This window comes from Thioalkalivibrio sp. AKL9 (assembly GCF_000377825.1).
Classification (GTDB): Bacteria; Pseudomonadota; Gammaproteobacteria; order Ectothiorhodospirales; family Ectothiorhodospiraceae; genus Thioalkalivibrio; species Thioalkalivibrio versutus.
Genome location: NZ_KB905110.1, coordinates 18,139 through 37,796 on the forward strand (window position 1 = coordinate 18,139; position 19,658 = coordinate 37,796).

Sequence of the window (19,658 nt, forward strand, 5' to 3'; positions counted from 1 at the left end):
CCCTGCGCCCCCGGGGCTCGTTGATGTCCGGTCCGGGCGGCAGCAAAGGGGTCATTCCTCGCGGGCGGGAATCGAGGCGAAGTAGGCCGACACGGCGGCCATCTCTTCTTCCTCCAGCTCCTGGGCGATGCCCTGCATCAAACCGGCCAGGGCGGTCTTGCGGGCCCCCTGGGCATAGGCCTGGAGCTGTGCCATGAGATAACGCGGGGGATGGCCGGCGAGCGGTGGCAGGCTGGGGTTGCGCTCGCGCCCCTGTTCGCCATGGCAGGAGGCGCAGGACTGGATGTTTCGCTCCGGCAGCCCTTCGAGCGCAATCTCGCGCCCTTTTTCTACCAGGTCTTCGGGTACCCGGTGCGGCCCGCCCGCCGGTTTCATCTCGGCGTAGTGGCGGCTGACCGCCTCGATCTCGTCATCGTCCAGATGCTGGGCGATCTGGGCCATTGTGGCATTCGGGCGCTGGCCTTCCCGGTAGGCCGTCATCTGTTCGACCAAGTAGGACTTCGGGAGCCCCGCCAGGCGTGGGAATGGGGGCTGTGCCTGGCCCTGGCCCTGTTCGCCGTGGCACTGGATGCAGGCGGTCGCGCCGCGATCATTGCCTTCCTGCGCAATTTGGGCGCCGGGGGCGTCCTCGGCGACGGCGGCGCCGCCCAGCAGCCACAGGGCGGTTAACAGCGCGAGTGGCCGGACAGTGATTCGGTTGAAGGTGTGCGCTCGTGCCATTGGGTCACCACGATTGCAGGACGTTATCTTCAGGAACATAGGGCGGTTTCAACGATGGTGCAATTGCGGTGCACATTTGGCGGGCTTGTGATGTGTGCGCCGCCGGATATAGCCGCGGTCCGGCGTGCCGCATCTCCGGCGAACAGGAAAGGACAGGAGGAGAGCAGGAAGAGGACACCCTGCTTCCTGGGTTTCACACGGCGCGGCGGCGCATCCGGGAATCATTCCGCCGGGAGGCAGTCCGGAAGGGAATCCTCCAGCCTGCGGGGCGTGATGCCGAGGTCGGCGAAGCTTCCCGCCGTTTCGTCGGCGACGTTGTCCTGCTGCATCAGGAAGATCTGGTCCCGGGTCAGGGGTGCGTTCGGCAGCAGCGAGCCGAGCCGGGCCAGTGCGTGCCAGAGCGCGAAGGGCACAGGCACCATCGGGCGCTGGCGTTCCAGGTGAACCAGTACCCGAGTCAGGATCTGGCGGTACGTCATGATGTCGGGGCCAGCGAGTTCGAAGACCGGGTGTGCGGGCGGGGTGGCGGCGAACAGCCTGGCCACGGCGCGGGCGACATCGGCCACGTGCACCGGCTGCAGGCGGGTCTCTCCGCGGCCGAACAGGGGGATCACCGGCAGGCGCGCAAGGCCGGCCAGGTTGCGCAGGAAGGCATCATGCGGGCCGAAGAGCACGCTGGGACGCACGATCAAGGCGTCGGGGAACGCGCGGATCACGGCCGACTCGCCTTCGGCCCTGGCGCGTATGTAGGCGGAGCGCGACTGGCTGTCGGCCCCGATCCCGGAGATCTGCACGACTCTCGCCAGGCCCGCGGCGCGCGCCGATCGGGCGAGACGCGCAGCGCCTTCCACGTGGATGGTGGTGAAGCGGAGGTCGCGGTGTTCCACATACAGGCTGACCGCGTTCACCACGCCGCTGGCCCCCTCCAGGGCCCGGGTGACGGCGGCATCGTCACGGATATCGGCGCTGCAGTGCTCCACCTGGGCATGTTGTTCCAGCGCGGCGGGTAACGCCGCCCGGCGCGAAGCAATCCGCACGGGGTGTCCGGCGTCGATCAGCTCGTGCACGATCGCGCTGCCGAGAAAGCCGGTGCCACCAAATACCGTGATCAGGTCCGGGCGCATGGCGAGCCCCCTTTGTGCGCTCTAGGTTGGCGCCAGATGTGGGGTGTCAATGATCAGTCGTCCAGGTACTGGGTGAGACCGGGCAGAAGTACGAAATGTCCCGGGCCGGCGTGGATTCAAGGGCTGTCTGTGCCTTTTGGGAACGGTCAGGCGTCCAGTCAGCGCGTGCGTCGACATCCGGCCAGCTGCCCGGCCCAGGCATCAAGCAGCCGCTGACGCACACCGGCGTCGTCGCCGCGCCGCAGCTCCTCGCGGCTAGCGGCGAAGGTTTGGGTCATCCAGCCGTCCTCGGCGGCGCATTCGACCCGAATCTCCCAGCCATCGTCGTGCGGCTCGACATCGAACGTATAGGTCGCCAAATGCAGTTCCTCCAGCAGGCCGCTGACCATCTCCCGCGCCCGGGAGAACTCCTCGACGGATAACGTCATCGTGTCGTCCCTCATGTTGCCGTGCAGCCACTGTTCGAAGCGGCGGATGGAGTGCTCGAACTCCGAGCGGTAGTGCGCTGCCGGGGGGTGATTGCCCGCACCGGCCAGCGCTTCGCGGTAGATGTTCAATGTGCGCTCGACCCATTCCCGCGTGGCGGCCTCGCCGTCACGCTTGATCAGGAAGCGGATGCGTTGCAGTTCGTCGGTCACGGTCTGCTCTGGAACGGGGCTTGTATCTGCCATGATGTAGGGTATTGCGTGCGCCTCTGCAACCGGTGGCCCTTCGAGGCGAGTCCGTTATGGGCCGCCGGAGCGGGCGGGGCCGCTGCGGGTGGGGCCCGCCCCGAGTGCGCTCCGGGTTGGCGAGGCCTGGGCGGACACCAGTGGAACTGTGAAACGCCGCGGCGCGAGAGGCGGCAGACCGGGAAGCGGATGCAGGAGCGTCTTTCACACGTGGTGGGTTTCGATGATGCGCCGTTCGCGCGGCCACATCGGGGTGATGTGCTGGTGGTCGGTGCGGTATTCGCCGGCATGCGGCTGGACGGTGTGATCTCGACGCGGGTGCGCCGTGACGGAGCCAACGCCACCGCGCGTCTGGCCGAATGCGTGCTGGACAGTCCGTTTGCACCGCAACTGCACGCGATCCTGTTGCAGGGGATCACCCTGGCTGGATTCAACGTGGTGGACCTGCCGGCGCTGCACGCGCGCACCGGGTTACCGATCCTCGCGGTGGCGCGCCACGCACCGGATCTGCCCGCGATTCGTCGCGCGCTGCTCGGGCCTGTTCCAGGGGGCGTGCGCAAGTGGCGACTGATCGAGGCCGCCGGCGTCATGGAACCGCTGGCGGGGTTGTACGTGCAGCGCTGCGGGCTGAGTCCCGAGGCGGCGCAGAGGCTTCTGGAAGACCAGCGCGTCCATAGCCGGTTGCCGGAACCACTGCGGGTGGCGCACATGATCGCAGGCGGTGTGACGACCGGGGCGAGTCGTCACCGTCCCTGACCGGGGGCGCGAGCCGTCCGGGAACGGGCGGACATTGGGCCGCCCGCTTTCCGCACGCGACTCCACTGCATGAGTGCAGGCGAGATTGGGGCACCCTCCGGATAGGGCGTCAGGCCTGTGGCTACACTCGTTGCAGGCAAGCCTGAAGGAGGTCTCGATGGCCTGTGCGTATGTCGGGACGTCTGGCTGGAACTACCGGGCGTGGAAGGACGACTTCTACCGCGGGGTTCCACAGCGCGAGTGGCTCGCCCACTGTGCGCGGCATTTCAGCGGGCTGGAGATCAATGCCACCTTTTACCGCCTGCCCGCGAGTACGACTGTGCAGCGATGGGCGGAGCAGACGCCGCCGGATTTCGGCTTCGCGATCAAGGGCAGCCGGTTCGTCACGCATATCCACCGACTGAAGGACGCTGGGGACTCGGTTCGGCTGCTGCGCGACCGCATGCAACCGATGGGGAGCCGGCTGCGGGCGGTCGTGTGGCAATTGCCGCCGAACTTCGCGGTGAACCAGGAGCGTCTGGAGGCGTTCACCAACGCGCTGGGCTTCTGGCCGGAGGTGCGGCATGCGATCGAGTTTCGCCATCCCAGCTGGTTTACCGTGGCGGTGGCGGGGCAGCTGGACGCGGCCGGAGTGGGGATCTGCCATTCCGATGCCCCGGACTGGCCGTGCTGGGAGGCCATAGCGGGCCCGCTGGTCTACTGCCGTCTGCACGGGCATACCCGCACCTATGCCTCGGCCTACAGCGACCGCCTGCTGGACCAGTGGGCCGACCGCGTCCGGCAGTGGCTGGCGCAGGGGCGCGAGGTGCATGTCTACTTCGACAACGATGCCGAGGGCGCCGCGCCCCGGGACGCCCAGCGCCTGATCGAACGGCTGCGGGATGCAGGCTGATGGCTCAGGCATCCGCCTCCGCGCGATGGCGGCGGTACAGCCGCAGGGCCGTTAGCCCGACCAGCAGCGAGGCCAGTCCACCGATCATGAACACATGTGCGGGCGTGGCACCGGCGGGCCCGGTAAGCAGCCAGAACAGGACCGGTGCCACCAGCATGGCGGAGAAAGCCAGGAAGTTGCTGGCGGCGATGAAGCGGCCGCGCCGGTCAGCGGGGCTGTGGCCCTGCAGGTAGGCGGTGATCGGCACGATGAAAAATCCAGAGGCAATGCCCAGCAGGGCCATCAGCACCAGCGTTGCGGGGTAACTGTCGGTGGCGAAGTACAGCAATGCGCTGATCAGGGCCGCCGCGATCATGCCGGCCGGGGCATGGTGCATGGCGATGCCGCCACGTGACAGGTAGCCGGCAAGGATGCTGCCGGTTCCGATGCCGAGCGCCAGCGTGGTCAGGATGATGCCGGTCGCGAGCTCGCCCAGCTCCAGATGGACCTCGGCGAACAGTGGGACGTTGAGTTGGTACAGCGTGCCCAGAGCCCAGAACCATGCGATGCCGAGGATCACCATGAACAGGACGCGGTGTGGCCGGATCTCGGTGACCGACTGCATGACGGTCGCGAACGGGTTCAGGCGGAACGGCGCGGGGTTGTCGGTGGCCAGGGTCGGGGCGATGAACAAGCTGGTCACCAGACCGGTGACGGACAGCGCCACGATCAGGGCCGCCGGGACCCACAGCGCCTCGCCGGCGAACTCCATCACGAAGCCGGCCAGCGCGGTGCCGAGGATGATCGCCAGGAACGTCCATAGCTGGATGTGTCCGTTGGCGCGCGAAAGCTGCGGGTAGCGCACCAGCTCCGGCAGGATGCCGAACTTCGCCGGGCTGAAGAACGTGCTCTGCAGGCCCATCAGGAAGGTGGTCACCAGCAGGCCGGGGAAGTTGTCGGTGATCAGCATCAGCGCGGCGGTCAGCAGCACCGCGGCCTCGGCCATGCGGGTGCAGACGATCACGATCTTCTTGCTGTAGCGGTCGGCGATGTAGCCCGCCCATGGCGAGAACAGCACGAACGGAAGCAGGAACACGAAACCGACCAGGCTGTAGTAGAAGGTGCCTTCGCCCTCGGCGACGAACTCGCGGATGGCGATGAAGATGACCACCAGCCGGAAGAAGTTGTCGTTGAGGGCGTTGATGAAGACCGTCGACATGTGGGCGACGAAGCTCTTCCTGCGGATGTCTGAGGTCTCGGTCATGGGATCTGCGGCCCGGCGGGGTTTTTGAAAGAACTATAGGTCACGTTTAGCAGTGCAGGAGGTAAAGGGCCAAACACCTGCGCCACAATTAATATGGGGTCCACTTCATACGGCTTTTGTGCGAGAGGACGCCGCGAGTTACCACATAGATACCTCTTTTTGAGGGCGATATGGCCCGGATAAGGTGCCAAAACGGTGGTGGAGGCGCGTAAAGATTCTGTTATTCAGCGGGTTATCGTGGTCTGACCCCGGTGCTGTTAAATCCGCGAGGGGTGGCCGATTCGCGGGTCCCGGAAACGTCCGCTAGTCTGGGGGCTGAGGCCACGACAAGGGAGCGACCGCGTGACGGGATTTCCACGGGCTTGGGCGGCCATCGCGTCAGGGCTGGTGCTGGTGTTGCTGATGGTGGGGTGCGGCGATTCCGAGCCGGAAGTTGCGGCGCTGGAGCGCCCGGTCAAGGTGATGACGGTGCCGGATCCGGAGGCCCTGGCCGAGCGTAGTTTCTCTGGGCGTGTGGAGGCCGCAGACCGAGCGTGGCTGGCGTTTCGCGTCGTCGGCCCGGTGCAGGAGTTGCACGTCGAGGTTGGCGATCGCGTGGAGGAGGACGCGGTGCTGGCGCGGCTGGACCCGCGCGACTATGCCAATCAGGTGCGCGAGTTGGAGGGGGCGTTGGTGGAGGCCCGGGCGCAGTTGCAGGCACAGGAAATCGGCGCACGTGCCGAGGAACGGCGCCAGCTGGAGGCGGCGCTGGAGGCGGCCCAGGCCCGCCGCGACCAGGCAGCGGCCAATTACCGCCGCATCGAGCGGATGCACGAGCAGGGCCATGTCTCGGATGCGCAGTACGATGATGCCCGCCGTAGCCTGCGCGAGGCGGAGGCGGATCTACGCAGTGCGCGCGAGGCGCTGGAGATCGCGGAGATCGGGGCACGCGTCGAGAAAATCGAGGCCACTCGCGGGCGCATCGATCAGCTGATCGCCCAGCTCGATCAGGCCCGCGACCGGCTTGACTACACCACGCTGCGCGCCCCGTTTTCCGGCCATGTGGCGGAAAGGCGGCTGGAGATGCACGAACCGGTTCAGGCGCACGAGCCGGCGATCCTTCTGGAAGACGTCGACCGGGTCGAAGTCGAGGTGGGCATTCCGGAGGACCTGCTGGCCTACCGCGACCGTCTGCACGACGTGGAGGTACGCATCCTGGCTCTGGGTGGGCGTGTGTTCCCGGGGCGCGTGATCTCGGTTGGGGTGGATGTGCTGCCGGGGCGCCAGACTTACCCGGTGCGCGTGGCCGCGGAAGAAGGTGGCGGCGCCATCCTGCCGGGGATGACCGCCGAGGTGGTTTTCCGGGCCCGGATTGAGCGCGGCGCGGGCATTCGCCTGCCGTTGGCCGCATTGCTGGAGGATGATGCCGGCATGGCGGTCTGGGTTCGCGATCCCGATTCCGGAGAGGTTGTGCGCCGGCGAATTGATGTGGTCGGACTCAATGGGAGCGGGGTGCTGGTCGCGGACGGTGTGGATCCAGGTGAGCAGGTAGTGATTGCCGGTGTACGCCATCTGCGCGAGGGTCAGCGCACACGGTTGTTCGAGCTCGACAGTCCGCGGGGCGCAACACCGTGAATCCCGCCGACTGGGCGATCCACCGCGCCCGTATCGTCGTTTTCGCCACCACGCTGCTGGCGCTGGCAGGTGCCTGGGCATTCCTCGACATGGGCAAGCTGGAGGATCCGGACTTTACCGTGCGCACTGCACTGGTGCAGACCGCGTATCCCGGTGCCCGGGCAAGCCGCGTCGAGGAGGAGGTGACCGAGGTCCTCGAGCGCCACATCCAGCAGTTGGACGCATTGGACGAACTCGAGTCGGTCAGTCGCGCTGGCGAGTCGGTTATCTATGTGCATGTTGACGAGGCGCTCTCCGGGCAGCGCCTGCGCCAAGTCTGGGACGAGCTGAATAAGAAGGTGCAGCGGGCCACGGTGGAGCTGCCCGACGGCATCCTCGGGCCGCTGGTGAACGATGACTACGGCGATGTGTTCGGAACCCTGCTGGCGGTGACCGGCGAAGACTACACCCACCGTGAATTGCACGATTACGCCGACGAACTGCGCCGCGAGATCCTGCGCCTGCCCGGGGTGGCACGTGCCGAACTGTTCGGTGAACGCGGCGAGCGCGTATTCGTGGAGACCCGCCGTGCCCGGCTGGCGGCGCTGGGTCTGCATCCCGGGCAGATAATCCAGGCGCTGCAGGGCCAGAACGTGGTGGCGCAGGGCGGGGCGATCGACCTGGGTGACGACCGGCTGCGGATGTTCGTCTCCGGGGTCTTCGAATCGGTGGAGGATGTGCGCAACCTTGCGATCCTTAACCCGGAGACCGGCGAGCGCCTGTACCTGCGCGACTTTGCGGAGGTCGCGCGCGGCTACGCCGATCCGCCGGAGCGGATGCTGCGCTTCAATGGCCGGCCAGCCATCGCGCTGGGCGTCAGCCCGCGCGAGGGTGTCAACGTGGTGCGTCTGGGTGACGACGTGTTGCAGAGGCTGGAAGAACTCAAGGGCGAACGCCCGGTGGGCATCGAGGTCGCGCCGATCAACTTCCAGCCCGCGACGGTGCGCGCGGCGATCGTTGATTTTGGCGGCAACCTGGCCACGGCGGTAGCGATCGTGCTGGCCGTGCTACTGGTCGCGCTGGGCTGGCGGACCGGGCTGATCGTGGGCATGGGCGTGCCGGTGACGATCCTGGCTACCTTTTTCGTCATGTGGGCAGCGGGGATCGACCTGCATCGGGTGTCGCTGGGCGCGCTGATCGTGGTGCTTGGCATGCTGGTGGACAATGCCATCGTCGTCGCCGAGTTAATGATGACCAAGATGCAGCGCGGAATTGAGCGGCTGCAGGCGGCGCGCGAGGCCGTCGGCGAGGCCGCCGGTCCGCTCTTGATCGGCACACTGATCGCGGCGCTGGCCTTCTCGCCGATCAGCATGACGCCCACGGTGGTTGGCGAGTTCACTCGCTCCCTTTTCTGGGTCGTGGCGATCGCACTGGGTCTGAGCTGGTTGCTGGCGATCAGCGTGGTTGCCCTGCTTGGGTACCGGTATCTGCGGGTGCCGCCACGGGCGGCGGGCGCGGACAGCCCAGAGTCGCGCTGGCTGCGTGGCTATCGCAGGGTCCTCGGAGGCATGCTGCGCCACCGCAGCGGGACACTGACGGCGGTCGCGGGGGCGCTGTTGGTCGCGGCGCTGGCCTCCATGGCGGTACCGCGGATCTTTTTTCCCCCGGCCGAGCGGGACCAGTTCACGGTCGACCACTGGCGCGGCGAGGGTACGCGCATTGAGTCCACTGCGGCGGACGTTGCACGGCTGGAGTCGTATCTGGCGGAGCATCCACAGGTGGAAAACACTACCAGCCTGGTCGGTGAAGGGCTGCCGCGCTTTTACCTGCCGATGATCCTAGAGTTACCCAACCCGGCGTTTGCCCAAGTCCTGGTGCAGGTGAGCGATCCTGGTGTGCTGGATCCGGTGATGGCGGATGTCCGCGCCTGGATGGGGGACCGTTTCCCTGATGCGCTGCCCCGGGTACGTCCGATGCAGTTGGGGGATCCGGTGCGTTACCCGGTGGAACTGCGCTTGTCCGGAGATGGGGACCCGGGTGAACTTCGGCGCCTCGCCGAGGCGGTGGTCGGATGGTTGGATGCACACTCGGAAATCGTCGCCGCGCGCCACAACTGGCGCGACCGCAACAGCACCCTGGACGTGGCGGTGGACCAGGACCGGGTGCGCGCCGCCGGGCTATCCAGCGCAGAAGTGGCCGAGACGCTGGAGGCCGGATTTTCCGGGCGACCGATCGGCGTGTTCCGCGACGGCGACAAGACGCTGCCGATCCTCTGGCGCTTCCCGGAAACCGAGCGCTCCGACCTGTCGCGGATCGACACCCTGGAAATCTGGCCGCGTGACGGTGGCGCGCCGGTTCCCCTGCGGCAGGTGGCGCGCGTCGACATCGGCTGGGACGATGCCGCGATCTGGCGCCATGACCGCCGGCGGGCGATCACCGTGCAAGCGGACCCGGCCCCGGGGGTGAACGCCGAGCGTTTCGTGCGTGCCGCGGATGCGGCGGTTGCTCAGGTCCTGGCAGAGGCCGGGGCCTCGCCGCGCGTCGAGCGCGAATGGGTTGGCGAGTTCGAGGCTTCGCAGGATGCACAGGCCAGTGTGCTGGCTCCCGTCCCGTTTGTGCTGGTGCTGATTGCGCTGCTGCTTTTGTGGCAGTTCAATAGCTACCGCAATGCGCTGGTGGCCGGGCTGACGGTGCCGCTGGCGGTGATCGGGGTGGTCGCCGGCTTGCTGCTGTTTCGCCAACCATTTGGCTTTATCGCCTTGCTGGGGACCATGAGCCTAGCCGGTATGCTGCTGCGCAACGCCATCGTGTTGGTCGAGCAGGTGGAGTTGTTCCGCCGCAACGGCCGGGATGCGGCGACCGCTCTGGTCGAAGCCTCGGTGAGCCGCTTCCGGCCGGTGGTGCTGGCCGCGCTGACCACGATCCTCGGCATGATCCCGCTGGCCCTGTCCGGGCCGTTCTGGGCACCGCTGGCGATCGCCGTGATGAGCGGCCTCGCCGTCGGCACCGTGCTGATCCTTGGCGTGGTGCCTGTGCTGTACGCGACTTTCCACCGCATCCCGCCGGAGTCCACCGCTGCGGACGGTTGATTTCGATAAATGCGGCCGCATCGGGAGGGGGTGAGCCAGCAGACGAGGGGGCTGACCCATTGGCTATGGGCACGGGTTTTGTGGGGGGCGGAAGCACCCCCGCTCGCGCGCCTACTAGGCGAGTGCTAGCAAGCCGGCCCCAAGGCAGACGACGATGACCGGGATGATGGTCTCGCGGATCACCTGACCCTCGCGTGCCTGCAGGCCGGCGGCCCCGGCCGCCATGGCGATGTTGTGCAGCGAGATCATGTTGCCCACCCCGGCGCCGATCAGTTGCAGGGCGAGTACGGTCGGGAGCGCCATGCCCAGGGCATCGGCGGTGTCTGCCTGGAGTTGTGCAAACAGCAGGTTGGAGACGGTCGCGCTTCCGGTCATGAACGAGCCCAGCGCGCCGAGGAAGGCGCTGAACATCACGAAGGTCCCGCCCAGTGATTCCGCCAGGCCCTGCCCCAGCACCTGTGGCATCGACGGCAGGCCGGCGGCGTTGGAGCCGGAGCTCAGCAGGAGCTGGGTGAGGGCGATGATGAATGCCAGCACGGTGGCCGCCACGCGCAGTTTGCCCCAGGTGGCGGCCACCGCCTGACCCAGCGTGGCGCGGCTTACGCGGAACAGGATCAGCGCGGTGAGCAGGGCCAGGCCAAAGTAGAAATAGGGTGTGTACAGCGGGGCGAGGCTTTGCCCCAGCTCAATGCCGTGGAACTCGCCCGGTGACCAGCGCACGGACTGCAGGGCCTCGCGCAGCGGCATGATGGTGCGCGAGGCGATCAGTGCCACGGCCATGACCGCGAACGGCACAAAGGCTAGGAGCACGCGCCCGACTGGGGCCCGCTCGACCTCTGGGCACCGTTCGTGCCCAGGTAGCAGGAAGCCGCGATGGGCCGCCAGGGCAATCACCGCCATTGCCACCACGCCGCCGATGATCGCGGGCAGTTCCGGCCCCACCAGCCAGGCAACCAGCAGATAGGGGATGCCGAACGCCAGCGCCGATAGCACGGCGAAGGGCACGAACTCGCGGAAGCGCCCGCGTTCCTCGCCGAGGGTCGCCACCCAGACCATGAATAGCGTAATGAACGGTGCGAGGACGGTGTGGATGACCGCCGTCTGCAACACGGCCGAGCGGGTGGTCTCCGCATCCAGGCCGAGGCCGGCGAAGCCGATGATCACGGGCGTTCCGGCCGCACCGAAGGGGACGGCGGTGCTGTTGCCGATCAGGGCGATGGCGACCGCCTTCAGGGGCCGCATGCCGAAATACACCAGCAGCGGTGCCGCCAGTACCGCGGGGGTGCCGAAGCCGGCGATGCCCTCTACGAAACCGACCAGCCCCCACCCCAGCAGCATGGCCAGCACCCGGTGGTCGCGCGAGACGCTGGCGATGACTGACTGGATTGCACTCATGTGCCCGGTCCCGATCATCACGTTCAGCACCAGCAGTGCCATCAGGATGATCAGCAGGACCTCCACGAAAACGATGGCAGCATCCAGCAGACTCGCTACCAGCACCGTGCCCGATATCTGCCAGACCAGAACGGCCAGCACCAGGGTGGCGAGATAGGCGATGGGCGCCGCTTCAAAGGCCGGCCGCCGCAACGGCACCAGCCACACGAACAGCAACACGAACGGCACCAACGTGAGCCAGAACAGCACGATCCCTCTCCCGTTATGCGCAAGGCGTCATCCTAACCCGGGGCTCGGTTCGGGAATAACCGTTGCAGGAAGGGGCAACGTCGATGCCGTGGGGCGATACGGAGTGCAGGGTCAGCCGTCCGGCCGGCGAGCGGTAGCGCTTGACCAAGGCCAAAGCAGCATGGTTTAGCCGATAGGCTTGGCTAGTACGGCCGGGAAGAACGCAGCCAAGTGGGCAAGGCGCAGGGGGGGCACGGGCAACGGATGGTCCAGGACGGTAGGATCGGCAGGTGGGGTCGCCAGGCCCCGCAGCGACGGACCGTTCCAATCACGTGACGCAGGGAGGCGTTCATGATTCTTCTGGTTGTATACAGTTTCGCGGTACTGGCCGCATTGGCGATGCTGTTATCGCGGCGGCGCGCCGCGCTTGGGGTGCGGGTGTTGTATGCCTTCGCGACCTTGGTGCTGCCCTTTGCCACGGTATGGCTCGCGCATGCGCTGAACGGTGGCGAGACATCCGGGGCGGGGGCTTTCGGGCTGGTGCTGTTCGCGTTCCTTGGCAGCCCGTTGTTGATGTGGTGGGTGTTTGCCTATCGCCACCCTGCAGGGGGCCCCGAGGACACTGCTGAGAGGGGCATCGCGCCGGGCTCACCGCCGCCGGAGGCCGCCCGATCGGCCGCGCCGGATGCCGTCCAGGAGTCCGCGGTGGCCGCGGCACAGCGGTCGACTGTGCGGATGCACCCCTTTCATCGTGCGGCGCTGGTGCAGACGCCGGGGTCGCTCCTGCTGGGATTGGGACTGGCTGAAAAACTCGGGGGTACTGATGGTCCGATCTTTCCGTTTCTGGCGAATGGGTGGCTGGTCGACGGCATGCTGGTGCTGGGGGCGGTTCTGTTTGCCGTATCGCTCCGCATGATCGTCGTGGAACTGCGCCGGCCGTCCGAACCGCAACGGGATACCGATGCGCTCGGAATCCGTAACCCGCGTCGCTGAGCCACCCGCAGACGCAGGTCGCCGCGACCGCTTCTTGTACGCCCGGTGAACTGTTCCGGTGGACCGGATCTTGTGAGCTCTCTAACGGAACGGCGCTTCCGGGTATGAAGGATCGGTAGCAAGCCTCTCCGACGCGGGCTATGTTCTGGGTGGAGCCGCTGTGGTGGACGAATTCCTCGACTCGCGGGATCGGCCCTAAAACGGTCGGTCGGCGCGGACGGAGGACTTGTGTGGGGTCGTGGGTATGGATGAGTAGCGTGGTGCGGAGGGTTTCGTCATGCAGGGATACGTCGTCGGCAGGGTGGAATCCGATTCGCGGGCAGGGCCTGGCTTGCGGTACCCATGACGTCGGTGGTTGTCACCGCGGCGGGCTGGAGAACGAAGGTATGACCACCGCACGGAGTGACCCCGCTTGAAGGTGCTCGTCATCCTCGGCCACCCGCGCATTGATAGCCTGTGCGGGGCGCTGGCCGAAGCCTACAGCGAAGGGGCGCGTGCGGCCGGGACCGAGGTGCAGTCCCTGAATCTGGCGAGTCTGGAGTTTGATCCGCACGTCCACACCCCTTCGCCCAATCAGCAGCCACTCGAAAAGGATCTGGAGGCCGCACGCGGCCTCGTCGCGTGGGCTGATCATCTGGTGTTTGTCTATCCCACCTGGTGGGGCACCATGCCGGCGCTGCTCAAGGGTTTTCTGGACCGGAGCATGACGCCGGAATTCGCCTTTCGCTCCTGCGAGGGCGGTACCGGGTACGAAGGGTTGCTGCAGGGCCGCTCGGCGCAACTGATCACGACCATGGATACGCCGCCGCTGATCCACCGGCTGGTTTATCGCCAGCCAGGTGCCAATGCGATGGCGCGCGCCACGCTTGGGTTCTGTGGGGTCCGGCCGGTGCGCTCGTTGATGTTCGGCTCGGTGCGCCATAGCGACGAAGCCCAGCGCAAGGCCTGGTTGCAGCGCGCACGCCAGGAAGGGTTGCGTCTGGCCAGGGGGCGCGAAAGTGCGGGCGAGTGGCTCGCGCACAAGGCCGGTGCCTGGCTCCAGGCGTTGCGCTTGCAGTTCTATCCGATGACCTTTGTGGCCTACGCGGTGGGGGCGCTGGTGGCCGCCCCGGCGGGTGGGGTGTTCGGCAATCCGGTGTTCTGGCTCGGGTACCTGTGCCTGTTTCTACTGGAAGTGGCCACGGTGCTGGTGAACGAACGCGTGGACTTTGGCTCGGACCGGCAAAACCGGTTCTATGGTCCCTTTACCGGTGGGTCGCGCGTGCTGGTGGAGGGGCTGTTGTCCGCGCGCGAGCTGGGCGTGGGGATTGCCGTCGCGCTGGTGGGCTTCGCCCTCGCGTTCGTGGCATTGCTGGCGACCGCACCCGGAGATTCGGGGCCGATCCTGACGGTGATGGCCGTCCTCGCGATCCTGGCGATCGGCTACACGGCGGCGCCGCTGAAGCTTAGCTATCGGGGGCTGGGCGAGCTCGATGTCGCGCTGACGCACAGCCTGGGCGTGCTGCTGTACGGCTATGTGTTCCTGGCGGGCGACTGGACCGCGTCCTTGCCCTGGCTGTTGAGCCTGCCGCTGTTCCTGGCGATTGTGCCGTCGATCACGCTTTCGGGGATTCCCGACCGCGAGGCGGACGCCGCGGTGGGCAAGGGCACCCTGGCCGTGCGCCTGGGGAACGACGGTGCGCTTTGGGTGGCGTTGTCGTTCACCATCCTGGCGTCCGCCAGCGGCGCATTGTTCGATGCGCTGGGATGGGTACAGGGGGCCTATGCCGGGATCGGGTATGTGGTGGTCCCGTATGCCGCCTGGTTGGTCTGGCTCCTGTGGCGTGCGCTGTACCGCGAAGGCCCCAGAGGGCGCATTGATGGATTAATGGCGGCCTCCCTGGGCTATGTGCTCTGGTTCGGACTGTTCCCCCTGGTGAACCTGGTCATGGGCTGATGGTGGGAGCCATCGTGGGCCAGTGCGTGGCACGCGTTATTTGGAGGGCGGTTCACCGGTGAGGCTCTGCTGGCTGCTGGCATCGGGTGCGCGGCGCAGCTTTCTCCGGGCCTTCTCCCGCCAGTTGGGGGCCAAGATCTAGCAATCGGCGGCAGGTCGATCTTGGCCGCAACGGCACGTGCAGAAAGCCCTTCCCGGAGTGCCGAAGCCGATGGGCCGTTAATTTTCGGCGGGCCGCATTCTTTCGGCCCGATCAGGCACCCGTTATAGTCACAATGATCGGGGGCATTTCCACCGCTATTGCGGGAAGACCCCGTTGATGCCAGACGACGCATCGACACGCAAGGGGAGGGGGGATGCGGGCACAACTCGGGTTACGGAACACCTGGCCGGCCTATGCGCGGTTCATCGGCATTTCGGTCGCGATCGTCACTCTGCTGGCGGTGGTCCAGATCCTGTTTGTCTATGGGGCCGATCGTTTCGAGCCGCGCTTGCTGGCGATCCCTTCCGTTGTCGGGATCCTTTTCGGGTTCATGCTGGCGCGCATGCACCTGCTTCGGTCGCAGACCGACCTCCTGAATACCTTTGTCGAAGCGACCCAGGCCAGCAGTGATCACGAGGAGGCCATTCGGCATTTGCTGCGGGTGGTTGCCGAGCAGCTGCGGATGGACGGGGTGGCCCTCTATGAACTGGACCCGGCCGGGATGGAGGCAAGACGACTCCGGCACTACCCGCCGCACCGCGCCTCGCCATTGTCCGAACGTGCGCTGCGGGAGCTTTCGGCATTGTCCCTTGAGGAAGGCCGGTCCGGTACCTGCGAGGAACTGCGCTCCCGGGGCCTGGATTCGCTTCCGGCTTGCCTCGAGACGGTCGAACTTCCGCTTCCCGACAACCAGCGTGGCTTGTTGGTGCTCTATCGCGACGATGCGAGACGCAAGCCACCGGACGCGCTGGAACGGCGGTTCCTTCAGCTCAGTGCCGACTGGTTGAGCATGACCCTGACCCACATGCACCAGCGGGAGATCATCGCCACTGAACGGGAACAAAACCGGCGCGAGAAGGAGCGGGCCCAGACCACGCTGGAGTCGATTGGCGACGCGGTGATTACCACCGACGACCATGGCCGTATCGACTACGCCAATCCGGTGGCCAGCCTGTTGCTGGGCGAGCCTGCGGCACAACTGGCGAAACGGCCCCTCGACGAGGTGGTATGTCTGGAAGCCGAGAGCGGCGGGGACTCGATGTCCGCGCGGCTCGAATCCAGTGGTCAGGTGCTCGCGGAAGCAGGCCACCCTGCCCATATGCGCCTGCACACCGCGAACGACCAGACCCGCCCGGTCCAGCTTTCCTTTACCCCGATCCTGAATCGTGCCGCCGACAGCCAGGCGAGCGTCCTCGTGATGCGTGACATCAGCGATCTGCGCGAGGTGATGCGCCGGCTCGACTATCAGGCCACACACGATGCCCTGACAGGGTTGCTGAACCGGCCGGCCTTCGAGGCGTGTCTCGAGGACCAGCTACGTTCCGCGCGTACGCACGACACCCGGCACACCCTGTGCTATCTCGACCTCGACCAGTTCAAGATTATCAATGACACCCGTGGGCACACCGCGGGCGACGAGCTCCTGCGTCAGGTTTCGGCCCTCTTGCCTCATCTGTTGCACGAACGCGATATCGTCGCGCGCCTCGGAGGGGATGAATTCGGGATCCTGATGGTTGACCGGGACATCGAGGACGGACGAACCCTGGCCGAGGAGATCGGCCGCGAACTGGCCAGCTTCCGTTTCTACTGGGACGAGTCGACCTTCTCCGTGTCCGCCAGTCTGGGGCTGGTCGAAGTCAGCGGGGCGAGCGAGTCGACCCAGTTGATCCTGCAGCAGGCGGATGCGGCCTGCTACGTGGTCAAGGACACGGGACGCAACCAGGTGCGCGTGTTCCGGGCGGAGGACGAGGACTTGCGTGACCGGGCGGGCGAACTGCACTGGGTCAGCAGCATTCCGGACGCGATCGAGCAGGAGCGTTTCGAACTCTGGGCACAACCAGTTCGCACGCTGGCGGATGACACGGATGCCTATTTCGAAGTCCTGCTTCGCCTGCGTGACAGCGATGGCCAGTTGGTCCGGCCGGATACCTTCATCCCGGCGGCCGAACGCTATGACCTGATGGGGCAGGTCGACCGCTGGGTGGTGTCCCGGACGCTGGCGTACATGCAGCAACTCCAGGCTGCCGGATGTGGTGACCTTCCGGTAATGGGGATCAACCTCTCGGGTTCGTCACTGAATAACGATGCCTTCCTGGTGTTTCTGCAAGAGTCGGTGGCGAAGTCCGGCCTCCCCGGTGACCGCTTGTGCTTCGAGATCACCGAGACTGCAGCGGTCCGGCACCTGCAGCGAACCGCCCGGCTGATGACCGAGATGCGGCGAACGGGTTGCCTCTTCGCGCTGGACGATTTCGGCAGCGGCCTGTCCTCGTTTTCCTACCTCAAGCATCTGCCGGTGGATTATCTGAAGATCGACGGTGACTTTGTTCGGGACATCAACACCGATCCGGTCGATCTCGCAATGGTGCGTGCCATTCACGAGGTGGGACAGATCCTGGGGCTGACCACGATTGCGGAACACGTGGAAAATGATGCCATCCGGGCGCGCCTCGCGGAGGTTGGCGTTACTCACGGGCAGGGCTACGGCCTGGCGCGTCCGGAATCATTGGCCGGTCCGGTACGCGTCCATCGGGCGGGCGAATGGGCTACGCCCTGATGCGGATGGTGTATCCCGGATGGGCAACCGGGTTTACTCGCGATCCCGGGAAGAATGCGTTCGCGACGATGGTCTCGGCCGTTCTCCACCGGCATAAAGTGGTCGCCCGGCAAGGGAGCGCAGGCGTGAGAGGGTGGATGCGAGTGAGGGCAACGGGCTGATCAGGCGGGAGGGGGTCCGACGCCGATGATGGAATTCCAGTGCGGACGGACATGAGGGCAATCCCTGTCTCGCCTGCTCGGGCCATCGGAAAATGGGACGTGAAAGCCTGGTGACCGGGAAAATCGCCGGGTCTCTTCCGAGGCCCGGCGAGTTGATGGGCGTTGCCTTGCGTCAATCGATCTTGATGTAGGCAAAGCCCTTGTCATTTTGTAGTTCGGCGAGCCGAACTACACCGGATGGCACGAGATCCACGTTGCCGTGGACGTCACTTGCATCCAGCCGGACACGGGTCCGGGTGATGTCACACAGCTCGTACTTGACCCCATGCGTCTGGTGCAGGCCGGATAGTCGTGTGCGCAGTTCGTCGCGCTCCTCCTGAAATTCGGCATCCACCTCGAATGGGGTTTCCTCGAGGTTGTCGTCGGTGGCAAAGCGGATGCCATCCGACATGAACACGACCCGCACGTCCACTTCCATGAACTCGTTCTGGTAGTGCGTCATCATGTTGTTGATGCTGGTAAGCATCGACGAAAGCCGCTGGGGATCGCCATAGTCCACGTGGTAGACGACCTTGGCCTCGGGCTCGAAAGCCCCCGCGGACGTGCTCCATCCGAGTCCGACAAGCGCGGCACAGGCAAGTGCGGCCAGAAGCCGGGGTCGCGGCCTGGCGGGAGCCCGGCGGTTCCTGGCCGGGGATTCCGAATGTTTCATTTGAGTCTCCTTTGATGAGTTTTCAACGTTCGTTATTGGTTTTGTTTTGGTGGTTCGCCCGTTACACCCCTGTTCCGGGCATGGGTACTCTAAACCGAGTCTATCGGTGGCGCCAGTTCAGGCGCGGGGGCTGTCCCGGGGGCAGCAGAACGGCAGACAGCAACTTCGGCAATCCGGGTTGAAGGAATTCTTCAGATCCGCGATGGGGGGCTTGTTGGCCGGCCTGTTGCCGGCAACCATCCTGCAGGCGCATGCCTTGCACGTGTCGAATGTCATTTCGCGGTTTCGGTGCCGGAGCGGCCCGAGTCCCACGTGAAGCTGGAGCTGGAGCTGGAGCGGGTGCTCTGCGCGGATGGAATGGCGGGTGATGATGGGCAAGCGTGTAGGCGCGGGATTGCGGAAGGTGAAGGGGTGCTTGGAGCTGTTACGGAAGGGTCGAATTGCTTGTGCCGGGCGCCCGGCTTCATTCGCGCTGGGCGGAGCACGGGGCCATGGCACCCGAGGGTTTTGCCGCTACAAGCGGTTGGGGCTTCTTCCGACCGTAGGCGTCACATCGCTCGAGCGGATGGTCGCGGTGCTTGAGGGGTCGGAACGAGACCTACGTCGCCGCCGAAGCACGATTTTCCGCAACGGCGTGCGCGGGCGGGACGCGTGTTCTCCCGTTTGGCAGGGGGCGGATTAGCGTTTGGCGGGCTCACCGGCGAGGCGCTGCTGGCTGCTGGCATCAGGTGCGCGGCGCAGCTTTCTCCGGGCCTTCTCGCGCCAGTTGGGAGCCAGGGTCTCGCAATCAGCGAGTTGCTGCAGGTGCTGGTGATTCCGGCGCCGATAGACCGCGGCCATTGCGGCAGCGATGCTGAGGCTTTCGGGCTGGCGTTCGAGCCGTTCGATCGTGTCGCCCGCGGTGAGGGTGCCTGGTTCCAGTACGCGGTAGAACCAGCCGCAGCGCCCGGTTTCCTGGACGTCGCGCGCGAGGCCCGGGACGTCGAAGCGGGCGTCGAGCTTCCAGCACGGGGTACGGGGCTGGCTGACCTGTACCCGGGCGGTGCCGATGCGATAGATGTCGCCGATGTGCACGCTGTGTTCGTCCATGCCGTGGCTGGCCAGGTTTTCGCCAAAGCCGGGGGGCACGAAGCGGGTGGCGCGATCGGGGTACTGCTCCTGCCACCCGGCGTACCGATCGAGGCTGTAGTGGAGCAGGGCGCGCTCCGCGCCGCCGTGGTTTTCCGGGTCCGCCTGTTCGTCACCGGCCAGGCCGAGGGGGCCCAGCACGACTGGGCCTTCCACAGGCTGCTTGTCGATGGCGCTGGCGCGGCCCCTGGCGTAGTCCGCGGTTACGCGGCCGGTGTAGATGCCGATGAGTCGGGTGGTGGTCATGCAGGGGCACTCCCG

General features: G+C 66.3%; 14 protein-coding genes and 1 pseudogene. 7 read left to right on the forward strand and 8 right to left on the reverse strand.

Annotation, left to right across the window (positions count from 1 at the left end):
- Positions 1 to 51: 51 nt before the first annotated feature.
- The 3 genes from D573_RS0108665 to D573_RS0108675 all read right to left on the reverse strand — a co-directional run bounded on the left by D573_RS0108665 (position 52) and on the right by D573_RS0108675 (position 2,482).
- Entirely contained in the window at positions 52 to 720 is a 669-nt protein-coding gene (locus tag D573_RS0108665) for a cytochrome c (RefSeq protein WP_018938155.1), read from the reverse strand.
- A 221-nt stretch (positions 721 to 941) separates the two neighbouring features.
- The gene (locus D573_RS0108670; RefSeq protein WP_018938154.1) at positions 942 to 1,844 is read right to left on the reverse strand and encodes a complex I NDUFA9 subunit family protein; all 903 of its coding nucleotides are present in this window, start codon (positions 1,842 to 1,844) and stop codon (positions 942 to 944) included.
- A gap of 158 nt (positions 1,845 to 2,002) precedes the next feature.
- On the reverse strand, positions 2,003 to 2,482 hold the full coding sequence (locus D573_RS0108675) for a hypothetical protein (RefSeq protein WP_018144261.1): 480 nt from the start codon (positions 2,480 to 2,482) through the stop codon (positions 2,003 to 2,005).
- A 222-nt stretch (positions 2,483 to 2,704) separates the two neighbouring features.
- On the opposite strand from D573_RS0108675, the gene D573_RS0108680 reads away from it, so the two are divergent.
- Both D573_RS0108680 and D573_RS0108685 read left to right on the forward strand, forming a co-directional pair.
- A complete protein-coding gene (locus tag D573_RS0108680; RefSeq protein WP_018144260.1) occupies positions 2,705 to 3,271 on the forward strand; it encodes a DUF99 family protein in 567 nt (188 codons plus the stop codon).
- A 157-nt stretch (positions 3,272 to 3,428) separates the two neighbouring features.
- Positions 3,429 to 4,163: a DUF72 domain-containing protein gene (locus D573_RS0108685; RefSeq protein WP_018938153.1), complete on the forward strand. Its 735-nt coding sequence runs from the start codon at positions 3,429 to 3,431 to the stop codon at positions 4,161 to 4,163.
- A gap of 4 nt (positions 4,164 to 4,167) precedes the next feature.
- Here the strand turns inward: D573_RS0108685 and D573_RS0108690 are convergent, their stop codons facing one another.
- Positions 4,168 to 5,406, reverse strand: a complete 1,239-nt coding sequence (locus D573_RS0108690; RefSeq protein WP_026287941.1) for an MFS transporter — start codon at positions 5,404 to 5,406, stop codon at positions 4,168 to 4,170.
- A 342-nt stretch (positions 5,407 to 5,748) separates the two neighbouring features.
- On the opposite strand from D573_RS0108690, the gene D573_RS0108695 reads away from it, so the two are divergent.
- Together D573_RS0108695 and D573_RS0108700 are read left to right on the forward strand one after the other, a co-directional pair.
- Positions 5,749 to 7,020, forward strand: a complete 1,272-nt coding sequence (locus D573_RS0108695; protein WP_026287940.1) for an efflux RND transporter periplasmic adaptor subunit — start codon at positions 5,749 to 5,751, stop codon at positions 7,018 to 7,020.
- The gene (locus D573_RS0108700) at positions 7,017 to 10,088 is read left to right on the forward strand and encodes an efflux RND transporter permease subunit (RefSeq protein WP_018938150.1); all 3,072 of its coding nucleotides are present in this window, start codon (positions 7,017 to 7,019) and stop codon (positions 10,086 to 10,088) included. Before D573_RS0108695 ends, D573_RS0108700 begins: the two co-directional genes overlap by 4 nt.
- 114 nt (positions 10,089 to 10,202) lie before the next feature.
- On the opposite strand, the gene D573_RS0108705 is transcribed toward D573_RS0108700, so the two are convergent.
- Entirely contained in the window at positions 10,203 to 11,732 is a 1,530-nt protein-coding gene (locus D573_RS0108705; protein WP_018938149.1) for an L-lactate permease, read from the reverse strand.
- Between the two features lie 330 nt (positions 11,733 to 12,062).
- Between D573_RS0108705 and D573_RS0108710 the strand changes: the two genes are divergently transcribed.
- Positions 12,063 to 12,704 carry a hypothetical protein gene (locus tag D573_RS0108710; protein ID WP_018938148.1) on the forward strand — a complete coding sequence of 214 codons (642 nt, stop codon included), beginning with the start codon at positions 12,063 to 12,065 and terminating at the stop codon, positions 12,702 to 12,704.
- Between the two features lie 412 nt (positions 12,705 to 13,116).
- Positions 13,117 to 14,640: an NAD(P)H-dependent oxidoreductase gene (locus D573_RS0108715; RefSeq protein ID WP_018938147.1), complete on the forward strand. Its 1,524-nt coding sequence runs from the start codon at positions 13,117 to 13,119 to the stop codon at positions 14,638 to 14,640.
- Between the two features lie 36 nt (positions 14,641 to 14,676).
- Here D573_RS0108715 and D573_RS14825 read toward each other — a convergent pair.
- A pseudogene (locus D573_RS14825) lies at positions 14,677 to 14,775 on the reverse strand (MOSC domain-containing protein); the annotation flags it as partial.
- 221 nt (positions 14,776 to 14,996) lie between these two features.
- On the opposite strand from D573_RS14825, the gene D573_RS0108720 reads away from it, so the two are divergent.
- The gene (locus D573_RS0108720; RefSeq protein ID WP_018938146.1) at positions 14,997 to 17,396 is read left to right on the forward strand and encodes an EAL domain-containing protein; all 2,400 of its coding nucleotides are present in this window, start codon (positions 14,997 to 14,999) and stop codon (positions 17,394 to 17,396) included.
- Positions 17,397 to 17,729: 333 nt separating this feature from the next.
- Here D573_RS0108720 and D573_RS0108725 read toward each other — a convergent pair whose 3' ends face one another.
- Positions 17,730 to 18,269, reverse strand: coding sequence for a DsrE family protein (locus D573_RS0108725; protein WP_026287939.1), 540 nt, complete (start codon positions 18,267 to 18,269; stop codon positions 17,730 to 17,732).
- A 678-nt stretch (positions 18,270 to 18,947) separates the two neighbouring features.
- The gene (locus D573_RS0108730) at positions 18,948 to 19,643 is read right to left on the reverse strand and encodes an MOSC domain-containing protein (protein WP_018938143.1); all 696 of its coding nucleotides are present in this window, start codon (positions 19,641 to 19,643) and stop codon (positions 18,948 to 18,950) included.
- Positions 19,644 to 19,658: the final 15 nt, after the last annotated feature.